10 protein-coding genes, 1 tRNA gene, 1 pseudogene and 1 riboswitch are annotated in these 16,161 nt (G+C 63.4%); of the genes and pseudogenes, 7 read left to right on the top strand and 5 right to left on the bottom strand.

Annotated features, from left to right (window positions below):
* Nucleotides 1-8: 8 nt before the first annotated feature.
* Entirely contained in the window at nucleotides 9-2,759 is a 2,751-nt protein-coding gene (locus ARUE_RS01940) for a PEP/pyruvate-binding domain-containing protein (RefSeq protein WP_014920535.1), read from the bottom strand.
* Nucleotides 2,760-2,778: 19 nt separating this feature from the next.
* Nucleotides 2,779-3,816 carry a universal stress protein gene (locus ARUE_RS01935; protein ID WP_014920534.1) on the bottom strand — a complete coding sequence of 346 codons (1,038 nt, stop codon included), beginning with the start codon at nucleotides 3,814-3,816 and terminating at the stop codon, nucleotides 2,779-2,781.
* A gap of 418 nt (nucleotides 3,817-4,234) precedes the next feature.
* On the opposite strand from ARUE_RS01935, the gene ARUE_RS01930 reads away from it, so the two are divergent.
* Nucleotides 4,235-4,927, top strand: a complete 693-nt coding sequence (locus ARUE_RS01930) for an NAD(P)/FAD-dependent oxidoreductase (RefSeq protein ID WP_043469684.1) — start codon at nucleotides 4,235-4,237, stop codon at nucleotides 4,925-4,927.
* A gap of 226 nt (nucleotides 4,928-5,153) precedes the next feature.
* Here the strand turns inward: ARUE_RS01930 and ARUE_RS01925 are convergent, their stop codons facing one another.
* Nucleotides 5,154-5,948 (bottom strand): NlpC/P60 family protein, encoded by a 795-nt coding sequence (locus ARUE_RS01925; protein ID WP_011773167.1) that lies wholly within the window; start codon nucleotides 5,946-5,948, stop codon nucleotides 5,154-5,156.
* 3 nt (nucleotides 5,949-5,951) lie between these two features.
* A riboswitch (cyclic di-AMP (ydaO/yuaA leader) is annotated at nucleotides 5,952-6,119 on the bottom strand.
* A 174-nt stretch (nucleotides 6,120-6,293) separates the two neighbouring features.
* Nucleotides 6,294-6,926: a copper resistance CopC family protein gene (locus ARUE_RS01920; RefSeq protein WP_014920532.1), complete on the bottom strand. Its 633-nt coding sequence runs from the start codon at nucleotides 6,924-6,926 to the stop codon at nucleotides 6,294-6,296.
* Nucleotides 6,927-7,040: 114 nt separating this feature from the next.
* Here ARUE_RS01920 and ARUE_RS01915 point away from each other — a divergent pair, with 114 nt between their 5' ends.
* The 6 genes and pseudogenes from ARUE_RS01915 (at nucleotide 7,041) to ARUE_RS01890 (ending at nucleotide 15,688) form a co-directional block, all read left to right on the top strand.
* On the top strand, nucleotides 7,041-8,483 hold the full coding sequence (locus tag ARUE_RS01915; protein WP_011773165.1) for an NCS2 family permease: 1,443 nt from the start codon (nucleotides 7,041-7,043) through the stop codon (nucleotides 8,481-8,483).
* A 99-nt stretch (nucleotides 8,484-8,582) separates the two neighbouring features.
* Nucleotides 8,583-9,531: pseudogene (hutG, locus tag ARUE_RS01910) on the top strand (formimidoylglutamase).
* Between the two features lie 61 nt (nucleotides 9,532-9,592).
* Nucleotides 9,593-10,099 (top strand): hypothetical protein, encoded by a 507-nt coding sequence (locus tag ARUE_RS01905; protein ID WP_014920531.1) that lies wholly within the window; start codon nucleotides 9,593-9,595, stop codon nucleotides 10,097-10,099.
* 189 nt (nucleotides 10,100-10,288) lie between these two features.
* Nucleotides 10,289-10,359, top strand: a tRNA-Cys gene (locus ARUE_RS01900).
* A 139-nt stretch (nucleotides 10,360-10,498) separates the two neighbouring features.
* Nucleotides 10,499-15,364 (top strand): NAD-glutamate dehydrogenase, encoded by a 4,866-nt coding sequence (locus tag ARUE_RS01895; RefSeq protein WP_014920530.1) that lies wholly within the window; start codon nucleotides 10,499-10,501, stop codon nucleotides 15,362-15,364.
* A 102-nt stretch (nucleotides 15,365-15,466) separates the two neighbouring features.
* Nucleotides 15,467-15,688: a hypothetical protein gene (locus ARUE_RS01890; RefSeq protein WP_043469678.1), complete on the top strand. Its 222-nt coding sequence runs from the start codon at nucleotides 15,467-15,469 to the stop codon at nucleotides 15,686-15,688.
* A 104-nt stretch (nucleotides 15,689-15,792) separates the two neighbouring features.
* Here ARUE_RS01890 and ARUE_RS01885 read toward each other — a convergent pair whose 3' ends face one another.
* Nucleotides 15,793-16,041, bottom strand: coding sequence for a hypothetical protein (locus ARUE_RS01885; RefSeq protein ID WP_043469675.1), 249 nt, complete (start codon nucleotides 16,039-16,041; stop codon nucleotides 15,793-15,795).
* Nucleotides 16,042-16,161: the final 120 nt, after the last annotated feature.

Below are 16,161 nucleotides of genomic sequence, written 5' to 3'. Positions count from 1 at the left end.
CTGTTTCACTACCCGGAGTTTTCGATGCTGACGGTCCCGGCAGCGCCGTCAACGGTGATGCGCTGGCCTGTTCTGATGCGCGATGTCGCGTCGGGGACACCCACCACTGCAGGGATGCCGTACTCACGGGCCACCACAGCCCCATGCGAGTTGGCTCCTCCCATCTCCATGACCAACCCTCCCGCGGTGAGGAACAGTGGCGTCCACCCAGGGTCCGTTGACGGTGCCACCAGGATTTCTCCCGGTTCCAGGTGGGCGCCAACCGGATCCATGATGACGCGCGCGGGAGCAGACACCAGACCTGCCGACGCCGGACTGCCGGACAAAGTGCCGGGGCGCTGCTTGCCGCCGCTCCCGCTGGCCGTAGCTTCGGGTTCCGTACCATCAGACAACAGCACTCTCGGGATGTGCTTGCGGCGGAGTTCCTGGAGATAAGCCGCACGTCGTTCAGCAACCACCTCGTGGACGTCGTCTCCGGCCAAGGCGATCTCGACGTCGTCCAGGTCCAGGAAGAAGATGTCCTCGGGACGTTCGATCCGCTGTGCTGCCACAAGCTCATCCCCGATCAGGAGCAACTGCTTCCTCGCAGCTGACAGCCCCAGAACCAGGTTGTACTTGGGCAACTCCCGCAACCCGGCGAAGTGCCGTGTTCGGTCCAAAGCAAGTCTCACGATTACCGCGTGCAACGGACTCTTCGCCCTGGCGCGGGCCACGAAACGCGCTACCTGTTCATCGGCGTCGAGGGCTGCTTGCGTGAATTGTTGGTCGGGCGCTTCGGCGCCGTCGGAGAGCCTCAAATAGTTGGCTATGACACCGAGGATGTGCGTAGGGTCATCGGACCAGCGGGGCATGCCAAGGTCGATCTCTGCAACCGCCCTGTGTCCGTATTTCCGCAGGAACCTCTCAAGACCGGCCTGTGCAGCTGCCGGGAGCTTGGCTGCCCGATGCTGTTCCGCCAGCTCTGCCGGTGTTCGGGCAACCATGGAAGCAACGGCGGCCGGATCCTCACGAATCTCAGAGGCGACTTGCCACAAAGCCAGGTCCATCTCCGTGGTGACGTTGTTAGGTAGGCCCCGGATTACTGTTTGCAGCTCGCTGTAGGGCGCTTGGTCACCAAGAATCCGCCTCACCAGCGCCAGCATCGCGAAGCCGAGAGCAGGAAGTGGCAACACCTGCGGAACCGTGGCGAACACTTCCTCTCCCAAGATTCTCTGGACGTGGCCGAGCCGCTGGTGGGGTGTGGCTTCACTGGGGACGGAGAAGGTGCTGCGTAACTCCGTACTGAGCCGCTCCACACGCCGCATTGCTGTACTTGGACGGAACAGACCGCGGAACAATGACTCCGGGACACGATGCTTAGCCGCCACCGGGGCGATATGGCGGATCAGTTTCACGGGTGTCTTGATGGTCACCGCGAAGCGCGGGTCGGCGAAGAGCCCACGCATAATGGCTGCGGAGCGGGCTTCCATGACGTCAAAAACCCGTGGCACGATTGTCCGGCCTACCCGGCTTCGCAGCACGGCGCTGAAGTCGAAGAAGATTCGTTGTCCGGCTTCGTAGTAGGCAGGCGGCCCTGACCGGGGATCGGGAACGTCGAAAGCCGCCGTCTTGGCGACGCTTGAGGCAATCAGCCGGATTCCGGCCAACCCCATGGGCGTCAGAGGCCTGGTGAGGCCCTGAGCGAGGCTGAAGTTCAGGAACGCGTGCTCGCCGGGAGCCGGGGGCGTGCGTGAGGTTTGCGGGTACAGCGTGGTGATGGGTCTGGCCTGGGTGAGCCAGAGCTTTCCGTCGTCGTCGATGGCCCACTCGGTGTCTTGCGGAGCACGGTAATGCTCTTGTACCTCAAGGCCCAGCTTGGCAAGCGCGAGGATCTGACGACCACTGAGACAGGGCTCCACGGCTGAATCAGCAGGCAAGGGCCGTTCAACCCGCTCCGTGCCGCCGCCCGGCGTGGCGCGGATCTCCACTTGCCTGTCCCCCAAGACCTTTGTCAGGACGGCACCGCGCCGGGCGTCCACAACGTAATGGTCTGGATTCACAGCCCCGGACACCACCGCCTCCCCCAAGCCAGGGCTGGCATCAATGACCGTTTCATAGCGATTCCCCGTCACCGGGTTGGCGGTGAACATGACGCCAGCGGTAGCGGAATTCACCATTTCCTGCACAACTACAGCCAAGGCCACAGTTGCGTGGTCGATCACGTTAGTGGTCCGGTAGGCCACGGCGCGGTCTGTCCAGAGCGACGCCCAGCAGCGGCTCACGGCATCCAAGACTGCATCCACGCCCACAACGTTCAGGAAGGTGTCCTGTTGTCCGGCGAAACTTGCGAACGGCAAGTCCTCTGCGGTGGCCGAGGACCTCACGGCGACGGGTACGTTGGCGCCCAAATTTTGGTATGCAGACCGCACCGCTTCGGCGATTTCGGCCGGCACCCCGGCCTCGATCACCAAAGACCGGGCGCGGGCGGCAAGCTCATTGAGCTGGTCCATGCCGGCCGCATCAGCTTCCGACAAAGCCGCAAAGACAGGCTCCAAGCCCACACCCGAGAGAGCCTGCCGGTAGGCAGCAGTTGTCAGGCAGAATCCGCGCGGAACCGGCAGGCCGACGCTGGCCAACTCGCCTAGATTGGCTGCCTTGCCGCCAACCTCCGGCAGCATGGGTCCACGGATTGCGGCGATGTCCAGAACGAACACTGGACCGGGCCCGCCAAGGCTGGCTTCGTGATCCTGTGACGGTTCCCCGGGCTGTTTCTTGTCCATGGACGTAACAGGATCCGGCTTAAGCAGCGCCGAGCATAGGCCCAAACTTGTGGCGGTCAGCGAGTCTGGGATCGTCACGGTCCGGAACAACCATTACCGGCCCCTTGGAGTGATGCAGGACTCCGTCCGATGTTGAACCCAACAGCATCCCCGCGAAGCCGCCACGGCCCCGTGTACCCAGAACCACCAGCTCGACGCTGCGGCTGGTTTCCACCAGAACATCAACGGGGGAACCATCCCTGAGTTCCGTTTCCATGGGCAATGAAGGGAAATGGCTTCTGAGCCAATCAGCCCCGGCGTCCAGCTGGACTTTGATATCCGCAAACAAGGCATCCCGGTCCAAGGGTGCCGGAACCCATGCCAGGGAACCGCTGTACTGAGGTACGGCACAAATCACCCGGAGTTTCGCGCCCATGCGCTGTGCTTGCTCGGCAGCTTCGAGCACGGCCACGCGGGCCTGCTCGGAACCGTCCACGCCTACGGCAACCACATTTTCCACAGTACGTGGGCCAGCCTTGGCATGTTCAGCCTTGATGTGTTTGTCCTCAGTGCTTTCACCAAGGCGATCGGCACAGTAGAGCGGGACTGTCACCGTGGGGCATTTGGCGTGGGCGGGCAAAGCGCTGCTGACCGAGCCAAGCAAACGCCCAACAAATCCGCCGCGACCCCTGCTCCCGAAGACAAGGAGTGCGGCCTCGCTGGAAAGATCCAACAGGACACCAGCGGCGTCGCCGTTCTCGACAGAAGCATCGACGTCGATGGCATATCCGGAGACCTTATCCAGGGCCTGCCGAACGATCGCATCCGCGCCCTCGCGAATCACGGAATCGTCAACTGTTGCGTAGCCGCCATCCAGCCCGGATGCGGCAAAGATGGGCACGGAATATGCCGTGACGATATGTAAAGGAAGGCGCCGACGTTCAGCCTCCCGCGCGGCCCAAACCAAAGCACATTGCCCGTGCTCTGAACCGTCCACTCCGACCACGATGCCACCTGGTTCCACAGCCTGATCCTGGCCGTCCTGTGGCTCTTCACTGTGTCTGCCGTGCTGGTCCATGGGGGCCTGCCTCTCCACCTACTGCTTGATGTTCCGGCTATTCTGCCAGAGGTTCTCCTCGTCGGATTGCCTCACTGTTTCATTGTCAATGGCCGGGGCAGGAGAAACCCGGAAATTTCTCCTCCCAATCCCAACTATTCTCGGTCGGCAGTGGCGAATCAAGGCGACATCGGGCTATGTGCATAACGGTCCGGGCTCGGTTCCCGGCCTTCCACATTGCGCTCCGGACGAACACACAAAACGCGGAGTCGCGGAGGCTATCCATGGCCGAAAAAGTTCGGTAGTGTTCGAGTCACCGAATGGCCGGCGAACATGTTTCACACCACACACTCCGGCCATTTATTTGCGGCCGCTTGGGGAACTCGGACGCGATCCCACGCGATGCCGTAAGGCACACACGTCAAGGAGGAACCAAGCAGTGTCACTCACGCCTGATTCCGCCACGGAACGCACCACCACCGTGGTCATCGGAGCCGGCCTGTCCGGTTTGGCAGTTGCCAGCGAGCTCAGCCGCTTCGGCGTGGGCTCCATCGTCGTAGACGGGTTCGGTGCACTGTCCACCACAGGTCCTTCTGTTCACACCGGCATGCTTCAACGCACCGAGGTGGCCGATCCTACCGCCATGCAGGAACGCAACGAGATCCTCCGTCACCTGCGGAACTACGCCGCCAACCATCAACTAGACGTTCGCAACACCACCCGCGCCGTACGCCTCGATTTCCTGGGGGCGGACCCCTCCCGCCAGATCGGGTACGGACTGGCGGCCAGCATGACCACGGCCGGACTGAGAACAGGCCTCCACGCATCCGGCCCCCTCGAATCCACTCCACGCCAGTGGGCAGTCCACACAGCCAACGGCGTCCTCCTGGCGGACCACGTAGTAGTGACGCGTTGCGCCCAAAGCCAGTTACGCCGCATGCTCGCCGAACTTGGAATAGCCGTTGGCCAGAACTTCGCGGCCGCCATGCGGGCGGTGGGGATGCACTTGGTGGGCGTTGGGGACCTGATCACCCCGTCTCCCAAGGAAGTGCTGCGGCAAGCCAAAGCAGTGGGCCAGGCAATCTCCACCAAGGTAGCCCTGCCGGCAGGTCCCGGCATCGCCATCGCCTAGCGTCATCGCCGTCGCCTAGCCCCCGGCACCGCCATCGCCTGGCTGGTCATGTCCGGCAAACACAGGCCACCTCACCAACACAAGCCACCTCACCAACGCAGGCCAGCAGAACCGCCGTCGTACTTCCCGCGCTGGACTTTTATGAACAGAACTTAACGCCAAAAACCGGCGCCTCCCAAGACGTTAATCTTGGGAGGCGCCGGTTTTTGAACTGAAGCGTGAGGCTTTATGCGCCAGCGCGTACGTAGGTCAGGGGACCCGTTGCGGTCAACCAGCTGATCGGGTGGATGCCCGTCTGGTTGCCGTTGATGCCACCGCTGATTGCCTGGCCGTTGCCGATGTAGATGGCAACGTGGCCGGACTGGACGATCATGTCACCGGGCTGAGGATCGCTGACGACCTTGCCGTAGTTCATGAACTGCATGGGACCGAGGTCGCCTACCGGGATGCCTGCGGAACCAAGGGCCTTCTCGACCATGGCGGTGCAGTCCTGGAAGATGCCGATCTGTGCGTAAGCCGAGGCAACCATGGCTGCATTGACGCCGCCAACGGCGGGGGCAGCAGCTACGGGAGCAGCGGCAACCGGTGCGGCAGCCACGGGAGCAGCAACCGCAGCCTGGGCGGCGACGGGAGCCGTTGCAGCAGCGGTGGTGACAGCTGCCTTCTGGACTACGGGAGCCTCAACAACGGGAGCCGGCTTTTCGATGACCGGAGCTGCTACGGAAGCAACAGCGGGACGCTCGAAGTTGACGGTAGCCGTTGCCAGAGCGGTAACAACCTTGGTGGGTGCCTCGGAAACGGTCTCAGCGACCGTTGCGGGGCTGGAGTCGCGCTGAACCGGGGCCTCAGCTGCGTGAGCAGCAATGGAACCGGTCAAAACGAGGCCCGAGGCTGCTGCGATAACAGCTGCCTGACGGCCAGCGCCGGAAGCGTTGCTGGCCACTGCCTTCGAGATGGAGATGAACGGATTAGGACGTACGCTGTCCGCCTTACGACGGCCGCGAAGAATGCGTGAAGACATGAAAGAGCCTCTCCCGATGCCTGCGAGGTTAGCTGTCGGATTCGGATGGGAGTCACCCGGCCACTATCCCCCGCTGTTCAGCGGAAGCTTCGTGACTTCACCCCAAGGCACGCTCGAAAGCGGCCTAAATTGGGTTCCCCGTCTCTGCCGTAGGTTTGTCTGCGAACGGATTCCGGACTGCGGCAGAGCTAGGCAATCAGGCCGGAAGTGCCCGCTACGTGGAACAGGCACAGGTACTACCGTACGCGATGATTCCGTCGAAGTCACATTTAAGTAACGGGAAATGGGTCTCTGGCGTGTCGCGGTAATCGTTTCGAGATATTCGCAGCTACGTAGAAAACCGCGCTATTCCGCGGGAGTATCGCCCTCGGGGTCGTTTGAAGCTGCCAGCTTCTTCCGTGCGGTAACAGCAACATAAATAACGAGACCAACAGCAACAACAGCCAACCCGACGATGCTCCACGGGAAGGGCTGGGAGGCATCAGCGGCCGGCTCGCTGGCGCCCGTCCCCGGTGCTGCGGTGCCCGCCGTGGGTACTGCGGCTGAGGGAGCCGAGACCGACGGTGAGGCCCCAGCCGGGCCGCTCGCCGTCGTCGTGCTTCCTGCGGCGGCCGTGAACGTAAAGGTGCCCTCGATGGGGTGCGAATCGGAGCTGACCACACGCCAAACCACCGTGTACTCCCCTGCGGGGGCGCCTTCGCGGAGCTTCTGAACGGCCTGGTTGTCAATGATTTCCACCGGGCCGTCCGCCCAGTTCTCGCCGCCGGCCGTCACAGTGACTCCGGAACCAATCGCGAGAGGGCGGTTGTTGAACGTGATGGAGACCGACGCCGGGACTTCCGCCACGCTGGCACCGTTGGCTGGCGCGGTTGATTCGGCGACGTCGTGCGCGGACGCCGGAGCCGCGGAAAACAGCAAGGCGGACGCAAAAGCAAGAGCAGCGACGACGGCGGCCAGAAGCGGGCGGATGGTACGCATGGGGCGGTTTCTCCTAGTGTTGGCTTCCTTACAGACTAGGCGAATCGTTCGGAGGGCCCGCACCGGACAACATAGGATTTGAGAGCAAACTCCCCTCGATCCCCGGAGACCTTCATGCTGAAACAAGGTTCTGCAGTAGACCGCTACTTCAAGATCTCCGAACGCGGATCCACGTATTCTCGGGAAATTCGGGGCGGGTTCGCGACCTTCTTCGCCATGAGCTACATCGTGGTGCTGAATCCACTGATCCTCTCCGGACCTGACTCCAGCGGCGCGTCCCTGGGCTTCACAGCCGTGGCAGCCACCACTGCTTTCGTGGCGGGCATCCTGACCATCCTCATGGGCGCGTGGGCCAAGCACCCGTTTGCCGTGGCCACAGGCTTGGGCGTCAATGCCTTCGTCGCGGTCACGGTGGCGTCCCACCCCGGACTGACCTGGCCGGACATGATGGGGCTCGTGGTGCTGTCCGGCATCACCATGCTCATCCTGGTGCTCACCGGCTTCCGGACTGCCGTGTTCAAGGCCGTGCCGGAAGCCCTGAAGACGGCAATTGTTGTGGGCATTGGCCTCTTCATTGCACTCATCGGCCTGGTCAACGCAGGCTTTGTCCGCCGCATCCCCGATGCCGCAGGAACCACCGTCCCGCTGGGCCTGGGCGTGGACGGCAAGCTCATGGGCTGGCCGACGCTCGTGTTCGCAGTTGGCCTGATCCTGACCATCGCGCTGGTGGTCCGCAAGGTCCGCGGCGCTATCCTGATCGGCATCGTCGTCTCCACTGCGCTGGCCGCCATCCTCGAATTCACCCTCCACATCGGCCCGAGCTTTGACGGCACCAACGTCAACCCCCGCGGCTGGTCCCTGGTTGCTCCCACGCTCACCGAATGGGGTGCCCCGGATCTATCCCTGATCGGCAAGGCCAACCCGTTGGGCGCGTTTGAACACCTCGGTTTCATCGCTGCAGCATTGCTGGCGTTCGTGATCCTCCTGAGCATCTTCTTCGACGCCATGGGCACCATGGTGGGCCTGGCCAACGAGGCCGGAACCGTGGACGAAGACGGCAACATTCCCAACGTGGACCGAGTCCTGCAGGTAGACGCCCTCGGGGCCATCGTGGGCGGCGGAGCCTCGGTTTCCTCCAACCAGATCTTCGTCGAGTCAGGCGCAGGCATCGGCGAAGGCGCACGGACCGGACTCGCCTCGATCGTCACCGGCGCCCTCTTCCTTGTGGCCATGTTCTTCACGCCGCTCATCAACCTGGTCCCGTTCGAGGCCGTGGCTCCCGCACTGGTAGTTGTGGGCTTCATGATGGTCTCCCAGGTGGGCAAGATCGACTGGCAGGACTGGGGCGTCGGAATTCCCGCGTTCCTGACCATCGCCCTCATGCCGTTCACGTACTCCATCGCGAACGGCCTCGGCGCAGGCTTTATCTCATACGTCCTGATCCGCACGTTCCAGGGCCGTGCCCGTGAAGTTCACCCGCTGATGTGGGCTGTGGCTGCGGCGTTCCTGCTGTTCTTCGGCATTGGAACCGTGGAAGAGTTGCTCGGGGTCAAGTAAGCCCTCGCCGGGCTTCCGGGCTCGGGTGAGTCCGGGGTTTCAGACACTCCCGCGGCGGAACGGCTGGTTTTCGGGGCCCGGGTCCGGTGTGCTTGAACCATGGAAACCATGCCCCTCACCGTAGATGTCTCCCCCACTCCGTGGACGGGTCGTTTTGACGGCGAGGGCAACGAGCACCGGAGATGGTGGCAAGCCGTAGCACCCCACACCGTGTGCGCCGCCGCAGCAGCCTCGCGTCCCGCCGTCGTGCTGGGTTTCTGCAGCGACGCCGGCGTCCTCCGCAACAAAGGACGCGTGGGTGCCGCCGCGGCTCCGGCCGCGATCCGTTCGGCGCTGGGTCCGCTGGCTTTTCCACCTTGACCGTGACGTGTTCGACGCCGGCGATGTGGTTGTGGAGGACGACTCACTGGAGGCGGGCCAAGAGCGCGCCGGGCTCGCCATTTCGGGACTGCTCGACGCCGGCAACCTCACCGTTGTGCTTGGCGGCGGCCACGAGACCGCGTTCGCCAGCTATCTGGGCGTGGCCGGTTCCGAAGCGGTCCGGGGCAAGCGTTTGGGTGTGCTGAACCTGGACGCGCACTTTGACTTGCGGGACGAGCCGACGCCGAGCTCGGGCACGCCGTTCCTGCAGATGGCCCACGCGGAAGCTGCCGCGGGACGCGAACTGCAGTACGCCGTCGTCGGAATTTCGGAGCCCAACAACACGCGGACGCTCTTCAACACCGCCCGGGACCTGGGCGTGAAGTACCTGCTTGATGAGCTGTGCACGCCGGAAGCAGCGGAGGTCTTCGTCGCTGACTTCCTGGCGGGAGTGGACGTGCTGTACCTGACCATCGACCTGGATGTGATGCCGGCGTCGGTGGCCCCCGGGGTGAGCGCGCCGGCCGCTTACGGTGTGCCGTTGCCGGTGATCAGCGCGATCTGCCGGCAAGTGGCTGCCAGCGGAAAGTTGCTGCACCTGGACGTGGCCGAGCTGAATCCGGAGTTCGACATCGACTCCCGGACCGCGAAGGTTGCGGCACGGTTGGTGAACACGCTCCTCGCTTAGCTCCCGGGCCCCTTTTCCGCCCGGCTTCCTCCACATAGCCTGTGTGGAGGAAGGGACTGCGATGCGCACACCACTTGTGCAGGAGAAGTTGGCTTGGGTTGCAGGGCTGGCAGCTGTGGCCCTGGGCTTGGCCGCGCATATGGTCGCCGGAGGCAGCGCACCAGCCATACCCGTGCTCCTGGGCCTCGCCGCGCTCGGCTGCCTGGCCGCCCAACTGCTTGCCCGCTGGGTGCATGGGCCGTTGTTACTGCTGCTCCTGTCCGGCGTGGCCCAGCAGTTGCTGCATCTGGGCTTTGACGCCTTTGGCGGATACTTCCCCGGCATCGGAATCCTGGATCACTTGCACGGCGGTCAGGCTACGTCTCCTGCCGCGGGTGCGCCGGCTAACGGTGCGCCGGCTAACGGTGCGGCCCCAAGTGGCGGCTCGGTCCACCTCATGCTCTACACGCACATGGCGGCGGCCATATTGACACTCTTGGTGGCGTCCGGGGTTTTCAAAGTGGCCGGGCTACGTTCGCGGCGGCGGGCAGGCACGGATCCCGCGCTTGTCCGAGACTCCCGCCCTTGAACCTTGCGATCAACGAGCAAGCCAAGGATCCGCATGCTCACGGAGCGCCGTCACGGGAGGCAACGCAGGGCAACTTTCCCTTAGCGCGGCGACGCCAACCCGTAGCCCTGGGACACCGAGCGTAGCCCTGCGAAAGCCGGGGAAATGAACTTTGATCCGGCCGCGGTCCGGCACCTAGTGTCGTTTGCACGTGGTGTACCCGAGAGGCCAGGGAGCTGCCTGCAAAGCAGCGCACGCGGGTTCGAATCCCGCCACCACGTCTTGGGGCCGGCTCCCCGCTTTAGGGGTTTACCCCCGGCCCGTCCCCAGCGATCATGAAATGAGGCGCAGGGACTTCGCCGGGCCGCAACGCACGTCCGCTCCTTTGCGCAGCGGAGGCGCAGCGACATGTCACCCAGTATGGGACCGACGGACGGATTCCTGACCGACTACTACGAGCATGTGGCTGAGGACGACGTCCGAAACTACACGCCTGAAACGCTGCTGGAACGCGCCCGATACCACCGGTCCCTGGCCGTGCGCCGCGAGCCCGGGCAAGCCGTCATCGGGGTCCTGCACGAACCGGATGCCAGCCTGCTGGCCATCGTTTCGGACGACATGCCCTACCTGCTTCCCTCCGTGACTGCCGAGATCGCCCGTGACACCGCCGCCCTCCGGCTCCTGGTCCACCCCACCTTCAGCGTCACGCGCGATCCAGCCACCCACCGCCTGACCGGAATCCACAGGGGACCGCAGCGCACGGGGCTCCCCGCCGGCGTCGAACCTTCCGCTGCCGGCTCCCCCGGCTCGCGGGCCACCCAACAGAACCACGACGGCGGACTCCTCACCGAAGCGTGGACGGCCATCGAAATCCCCCGGCTGCCGGATGAGGCGAGCGCGGAGATGCTGGTGGGCCGGCTGCAGAAGGTCCTGGACGATGTCCGTGCCGCGGCGGAGGATGAGGCAGCCATCCGCGAAGAGCTGGCCCGGGATATCCGGGCACTGGATGAGGCGGCAAAGACAGATCGGACGGCCCGCGAAGCCCAGGAACTACTCCGTTGGCTGGAGGATGGGAACTTTGTGTTCCTGGGGTGTCGGGGGACCTCCGGGTTGGGGCTTCTCCGGGACACCGAGCCAACGCCACGTCCTCACGCAAGCGCAGCAGCAACAGCCACTCCCACTCCCACTCTCACGCTGACCAAGTCCACCCAGCGTTCCACCGTCCTTCGCCGGGCCTACCTCGACGAAATCACCCTGGTGACCGAAGGCGACACAGGCGCCATCGCGCACACCTTCGTAGGGCTCTTCTCCCCCAGCTCCACAACCCGCTCCGCGCAGCAGATCCCGGTCATCCGCGACACCGTGAAGGAAGTGTTGAGGGCATTCGGCTACCCCGCAAGTTCCCATCATGGCAAGGAACTGCTGGCTGTCATCGAGGCCTATCCCCGCGACGAACTGTTCCACATCGACGCCGAACAGCTTGTCACCCATGCCCGTGAGATCTTGCGCCTCCAGGACCGCCACAGCACACGATTGTTCCTCCGCCCGGACTCGTACGGCCGGTTCATGACCGCGCTCGTGTTCCTGCCCAGGCGCCGCTACAGCACGGCCGTCAGGCTCAATATCGAGCGGGAACTCCGGGAAGCCTTTGGTTCGGATTCCATCGAGTTCGAACTTCGCTTGGGCGAATCGGCCATGGCTCGCGTGTTTTTCCGTGTGCTGCTGCCCAACGCGACGTCGCTACGTGACGGGATTCCCGGCGTCGTGGATGCCTCAGTCCTGGAGCCGCGGATCATCGCTGCCACGAGGTCCTGGGCGCAAGGGCTGGCCGAGGCGCTGCAGGCGCGGTATCCCTCGGAGGAAGCGGCCAGGCTGTCACATCAATGGGCCGCCGCATTCCCGGCCAGCTACAAGGCGGATTACGAAGTTGAGGACGCTGTTGAGGACATCTCGAAGTTCGAGAGCTTCCCACCGACCCACAGCGTGGAGACCGACCCGCTATTGAGCGTCTACACCCGGCCTGGCACGGCCGTCCTCACCGAGGATGCCCGTATCCGGGTCTACCTGACCCGGCCCCAGAGCCTCACCCAGATCCTCCCGTTCTTCCATAATCTCGGCTTGAAGGTCCTGGACCAGCGTCCGTTCGACGTGCAGCGCGCGGATGGCAGGCAGTTCTTCCTCTACGACCTCGGACTCAAGTACCCGCGCGGTGTGGACCCCCTTGCCACCGGTGAGCTGTTGGCGGGTTCGTTTTGCGCGGCGATGCGCGGTGATGCGGAGTCGGACGCCTTCGATGCCTTGGTCATCAGGGAGCGCATCGACTGGCGTCGGGTGGCCATCCTGCGGGCGTACGCCAAGTATCTGCGTCAACTTGGAAGCACCAACTCGTACGGATTCATCGCGGACACGTTGGGCGGTAACCCCACTGCGACACATGCGCTTTTGGAGCTGTTCGAGGCGAAGTTCGATCCAGACAACTTCACTCCAGACCTCTTTGACCCCGAACTCTCCACCCCGGGCACAGCAGAAGGGGACGTCTTCGAGGCGGACAGCAGCGCGCTGAGCCACCGAACACAGGCGATCCATGCGGCGCGGGAAAGGCTGGCCGAAGCGATCGACGCCGTCCCCGTCCTCGATGCCGACCGCCTGCTGCGCTCCCTCGCGAGCCTTGTGGAAGCTACGTTGCGCAGCAATTTCTACGTGGACAAGCCGTACCTCAGCTTCAAACTCAATCCATCCCTCATCCCGGCCGCCCCGCTCCCCCGGCCCAAGTTCGAGATCTGGGTTTACTCGCCCAGGGTTGAGGGCGTTCACCTCCGTTTTGGGCCAATTGCCCGCGGCGGGCTGCGCTGGTCCGATCGGCGGGAGGACTTCCGCACGGAGATCCTGGGGCTCGTGAAGGCCCAGACTGTCAAGAATGCGGTGATTGTGCCTACGGGAGCCAAGGGCGGTTTCTTCCCGAAGCGGCTTCCGGACCCGGCAGAGGATCGTGCGGCGTGGTTGGCGGAGGGACAAGAAAGCTACAGGACATTCATCCGGGGCCTGCTGGATGTCACGGACAACCTGGTACCGGATTCCGACGGCGGCACCAACGGTCATGTGGTCGCGCCCCCTCGCGTGGTGCGGCACGACAGGGACGATTACTATCTGGTGGTCGCGGCGGATAAGGGAACTGCAGCATTCTCGGACATAGCCAATGCGTTATCGGCGGAATACGGCTTCTGGCTGGGTGATGCCTTCGCCTCCGGCGGCTCGGTGGGCTACGACCACAAGCAGATGGGCATCACGGCCCGCGGCGCGTGGGAATCCGTAAGGCATCACTTCAGCGAACTCATGATCGACTCCCGTGCCGAGGACTTCACGGTGGTGGGGATCGGCGATATGAGCGGCGACGTATTCGGGAACGGCATGCTCCTGTCCCAGCACATCAAGCTGGTGGCCGCCTTCGATCACCGCCACATCTTCCTGGACCCGACCCCGGACCCGGGAGAGTCTTTCGCCGAGCGGGAACGCCTCTTCAAACTCCCCCGCTCCAGCTGGGCTGACTACGATCGCACCAAGCTAAGCCCCGGCGGCGGCGTGTTCGCGCGCACGGATAAATCCATCCTGATCACGGAAGAGGTCCGGCTCGCCTTGGGCATGGAAGAAGGCGCCGATCCCGGTGGCCAGTTGGTGATGAGCCCGCCCGAGCTTCTCCGGGCGATCCTCATGGCCCCGGTCGATCTCCTCTATAACGGCGGAATCGGCACTTACATCAAGGCATCAACAGAGTCCCATGCCGACGTCGGGGATAAGTCCAATGACGCCATCCGGGTGGACGCCAACCAGCTCCGCACCCACATCGTGGCTGAGGGCGGCAACCTAGGCGTCACACAGCGCGGCAGGATCGAGGCTGCACTGGCGGGCATCCTGGTGAACACTGACGCGATCGACAATTCGGCGGGAGTGGATTGTTCCGACCATGAAGTGAACATCAAGATCTTCCTCGACCGGATGATCGCCGCCGGCAGGATTTCCGTGAAGGAACGCGCCCCCTTCCTGCACTCACTGCAAGGTGAGGTGGCGCGGCTTGTGCTGCAGACCAACCACCAACAAAATGTCCTGCTGCTCAACGACAAGCAATTGGCGCTGGAGTGGAGCCCCAGCTTCGAGCGGACCATGGACTGGCTGGAATCCGTCACTGATCTGGACCGGGGTCTCGAATTCCTTCCCAGCAACAAGGAGCTGAGGGCTCGCGTCCTCACCGGAAAGGGACTCACCACACCGGAGCTCGCCGTCTTGGCCGCCTACGCGAAGATTGAGCTGGCCCGTGAGTTGACCGATGGAGGACTCTCCGACGATCCCTGGTTCTCCACGACGCTCCACGAGTACTTTCCGCGGCAGGTATCCGAACGTTTCGGCGAACTTCTCTCCACCCATCCGCTGCGCAGGGAAATCGTGGCAACCGTGGTGGCTAACGACATGATCAATATGGGTGGCATCGCCTTCGCTTTCAGGGCCATGGAAGAGACCACGGTCTCGGCGGCAGCGGTTGCCCGCGGATTCGTGGTGATGCGGCAGATCTGGGGCTTCGACTCAGTGGCCGAGGCAATCGCCGAACTTCCTGCCAGCACCCCCAGCGAGCATGGAGCCGCTGTTGCCTTGGACATGCGACGCCTGCTCGACCGCTCCGTCCGCTGGTATGTCACCCACGATTTCCGGGACAAGCCCGTCTCCGACGCGCTGACGCGGCTGGAAAACCCCATGTCCTTGATGCGGGCCAACTTCACGCGTTTCCTGCACGGCATCAATCTGGCACACTCGCAGAAACGGCTGGCACACACCGACGCTGTGGGACTCCCCCATCATCTTGGGATTCGCGCGTCAGAACTTCTGGTGAGTTACGGACTCCTGGATATCTCGGCCATTGCCGAGGAATTGCAGGAACCGGCAGAGGCCGTGGCGGAGGTCTATTTCGCCGTTTTTGAGCGTATCTCCGCCATACCTCTGTTGGAACACATCACCATGCTCCCCCGGGACACTCACTGGGAGTCCTTGGCGAGGGCCGCTCTGAGGGATGACATGTATCTGGTCCTCGCGGACATGACCAAGGCCGTGGTCAAGCACACTTCACGGTCCTCTGCCGCGACTGATCCAGTGGAACGAATCACGGACTGGGAACGGGGCAACATCGAGCAGCTGGCACGGATTCAGGAGACCATTCAGGAGGCCATTAAGCCTGGTCCGGTGGATATCGCGGCCCTTTCAGTTGCCGTCAAACTGCTCCGCGCCATGGTCCGCCGATGAGACCCAGGTCACTTACCTACCAGTCATCTTACAAATACTAAGCTCCCACCGACTATGATTGATGGGTCGCCCTCGCATGCGGCACGTAATAGGAGGCCCCCAATGACCCCTGCAATGATTGCAGAACGCGAGATTCGCCTGTCCTTTTCCAAGGCAGACGAGATCCACGACGGACTCGACCGCGCCGTGGATGCCCTGATTGCAAACGCAGCAGCAGACGCTAACTGCGGCATACTGGTGACCCGGCACGAGCCCGGCACCTACACCGTGGCGCTGGACGAATCCGTTCCCTTCGGTCAGACCCACGAAGTCCTCGCTGCCTAACTGCCACCCCTGACGGCACTTTCGGCAGCGAACAAAAAACCGGGGCCCGTTCCTTTCCGCATCTACTACCCGCGGAAGGGACCGAGCCCCGGTTTCTGTTTAAGCTAGGCCCGGCGGAGAGTGACGCCGTCGGACTTCATGAACAATTCTTTGCCCTCTTCGGTAACCCCGGGGCCTGCATGCTCAAGCCACACCACATTTCCGCTGCTGGAAATCTCCTCGATCCGACCGGCGGCAATCACGTGGGCGTACTTGACCACTTCCACCCGCTCGCCAACTTTCAGCGTCTTCCAGTCGGTAACCGTAGCCGTGTGAGCGCTTCGCCTGGACAGGACTGCTCCGCGTGCCTTCATTGAACTTCTACCCCTTTGTGGATGTTCTCTGTTGTGTATTGAGTTATTTGAACGGTTGACCGTCAAGCCCACGACATCGTTGGCGTGGACGTGACGTACACCATAAGTTCTACTACATTT

The organism is Arthrobacter sp. Rue61a (genome assembly GCF_000294695.2).
GTDB classification, from domain to species: domain Bacteria; phylum Actinomycetota; class Actinomycetes; order Actinomycetales; family Micrococcaceae; genus Arthrobacter; species Arthrobacter aurescens_A.
Note: the sequence above shows the minus strand (reverse complement) of the source record. Positions and strands in the feature narration are given on the sequence as shown.

Excerpts from the sequence above, each read along its gene's own strand:
- ARUE_RS01940 (WP_014920535.1), bottom strand. The coding sequence starts at position 2,759 with ATGGACAAGAAACAGCCCGGGGAACCGTCACAGGATCACGAAGCCAGC.
- ARUE_RS01935 (WP_014920534.1), bottom strand. The coding sequence starts at position 3,816 with ATGGACCAGCACGGCAGACACAGTGAAGAGCCACAGGACGGCCAGGAT.
- ARUE_RS01925 (WP_011773167.1), bottom strand. The coding sequence starts at position 5,948 with ATGTCTTCACGCATTCTTCGCGGCCGTCGTAAGGCGGACAGCGTACGT.
- ARUE_RS01920 (WP_014920532.1), bottom strand. The coding sequence starts at position 6,926 with ATGCGTACCATCCGCCCGCTTCTGGCCGCCGTCGTCGCTGCTCTTGCT.
- ARUE_RS01915 (WP_011773165.1), top strand. The coding sequence starts at position 7,041 with ATGCTGAAACAAGGTTCTGCAGTAGACCGCTACTTCAAGATCTCCGAA.
- ARUE_RS01905 (WP_014920531.1), top strand. The coding sequence starts at position 9,593 with ATGCGCACACCACTTGTGCAGGAGAAGTTGGCTTGGGTTGCAGGGCTG.
- ARUE_RS01895 (WP_014920530.1), top strand. The coding sequence starts at position 10,499 with ATGGGACCGACGGACGGATTCCTGACCGACTACTACGAGCATGTGGCT.
- ARUE_RS01890 (WP_043469678.1), top strand. The coding sequence starts at position 15,467 with ATGACCCCTGCAATGATTGCAGAACGCGAGATTCGCCTGTCCTTTTCC.
- ARUE_RS01885 (WP_043469675.1), bottom strand. The coding sequence starts at position 16,041 with ATGAAGGCACGCGGAGCAGTCCTGTCCAGGCGAAGCGCTCACACGGCT.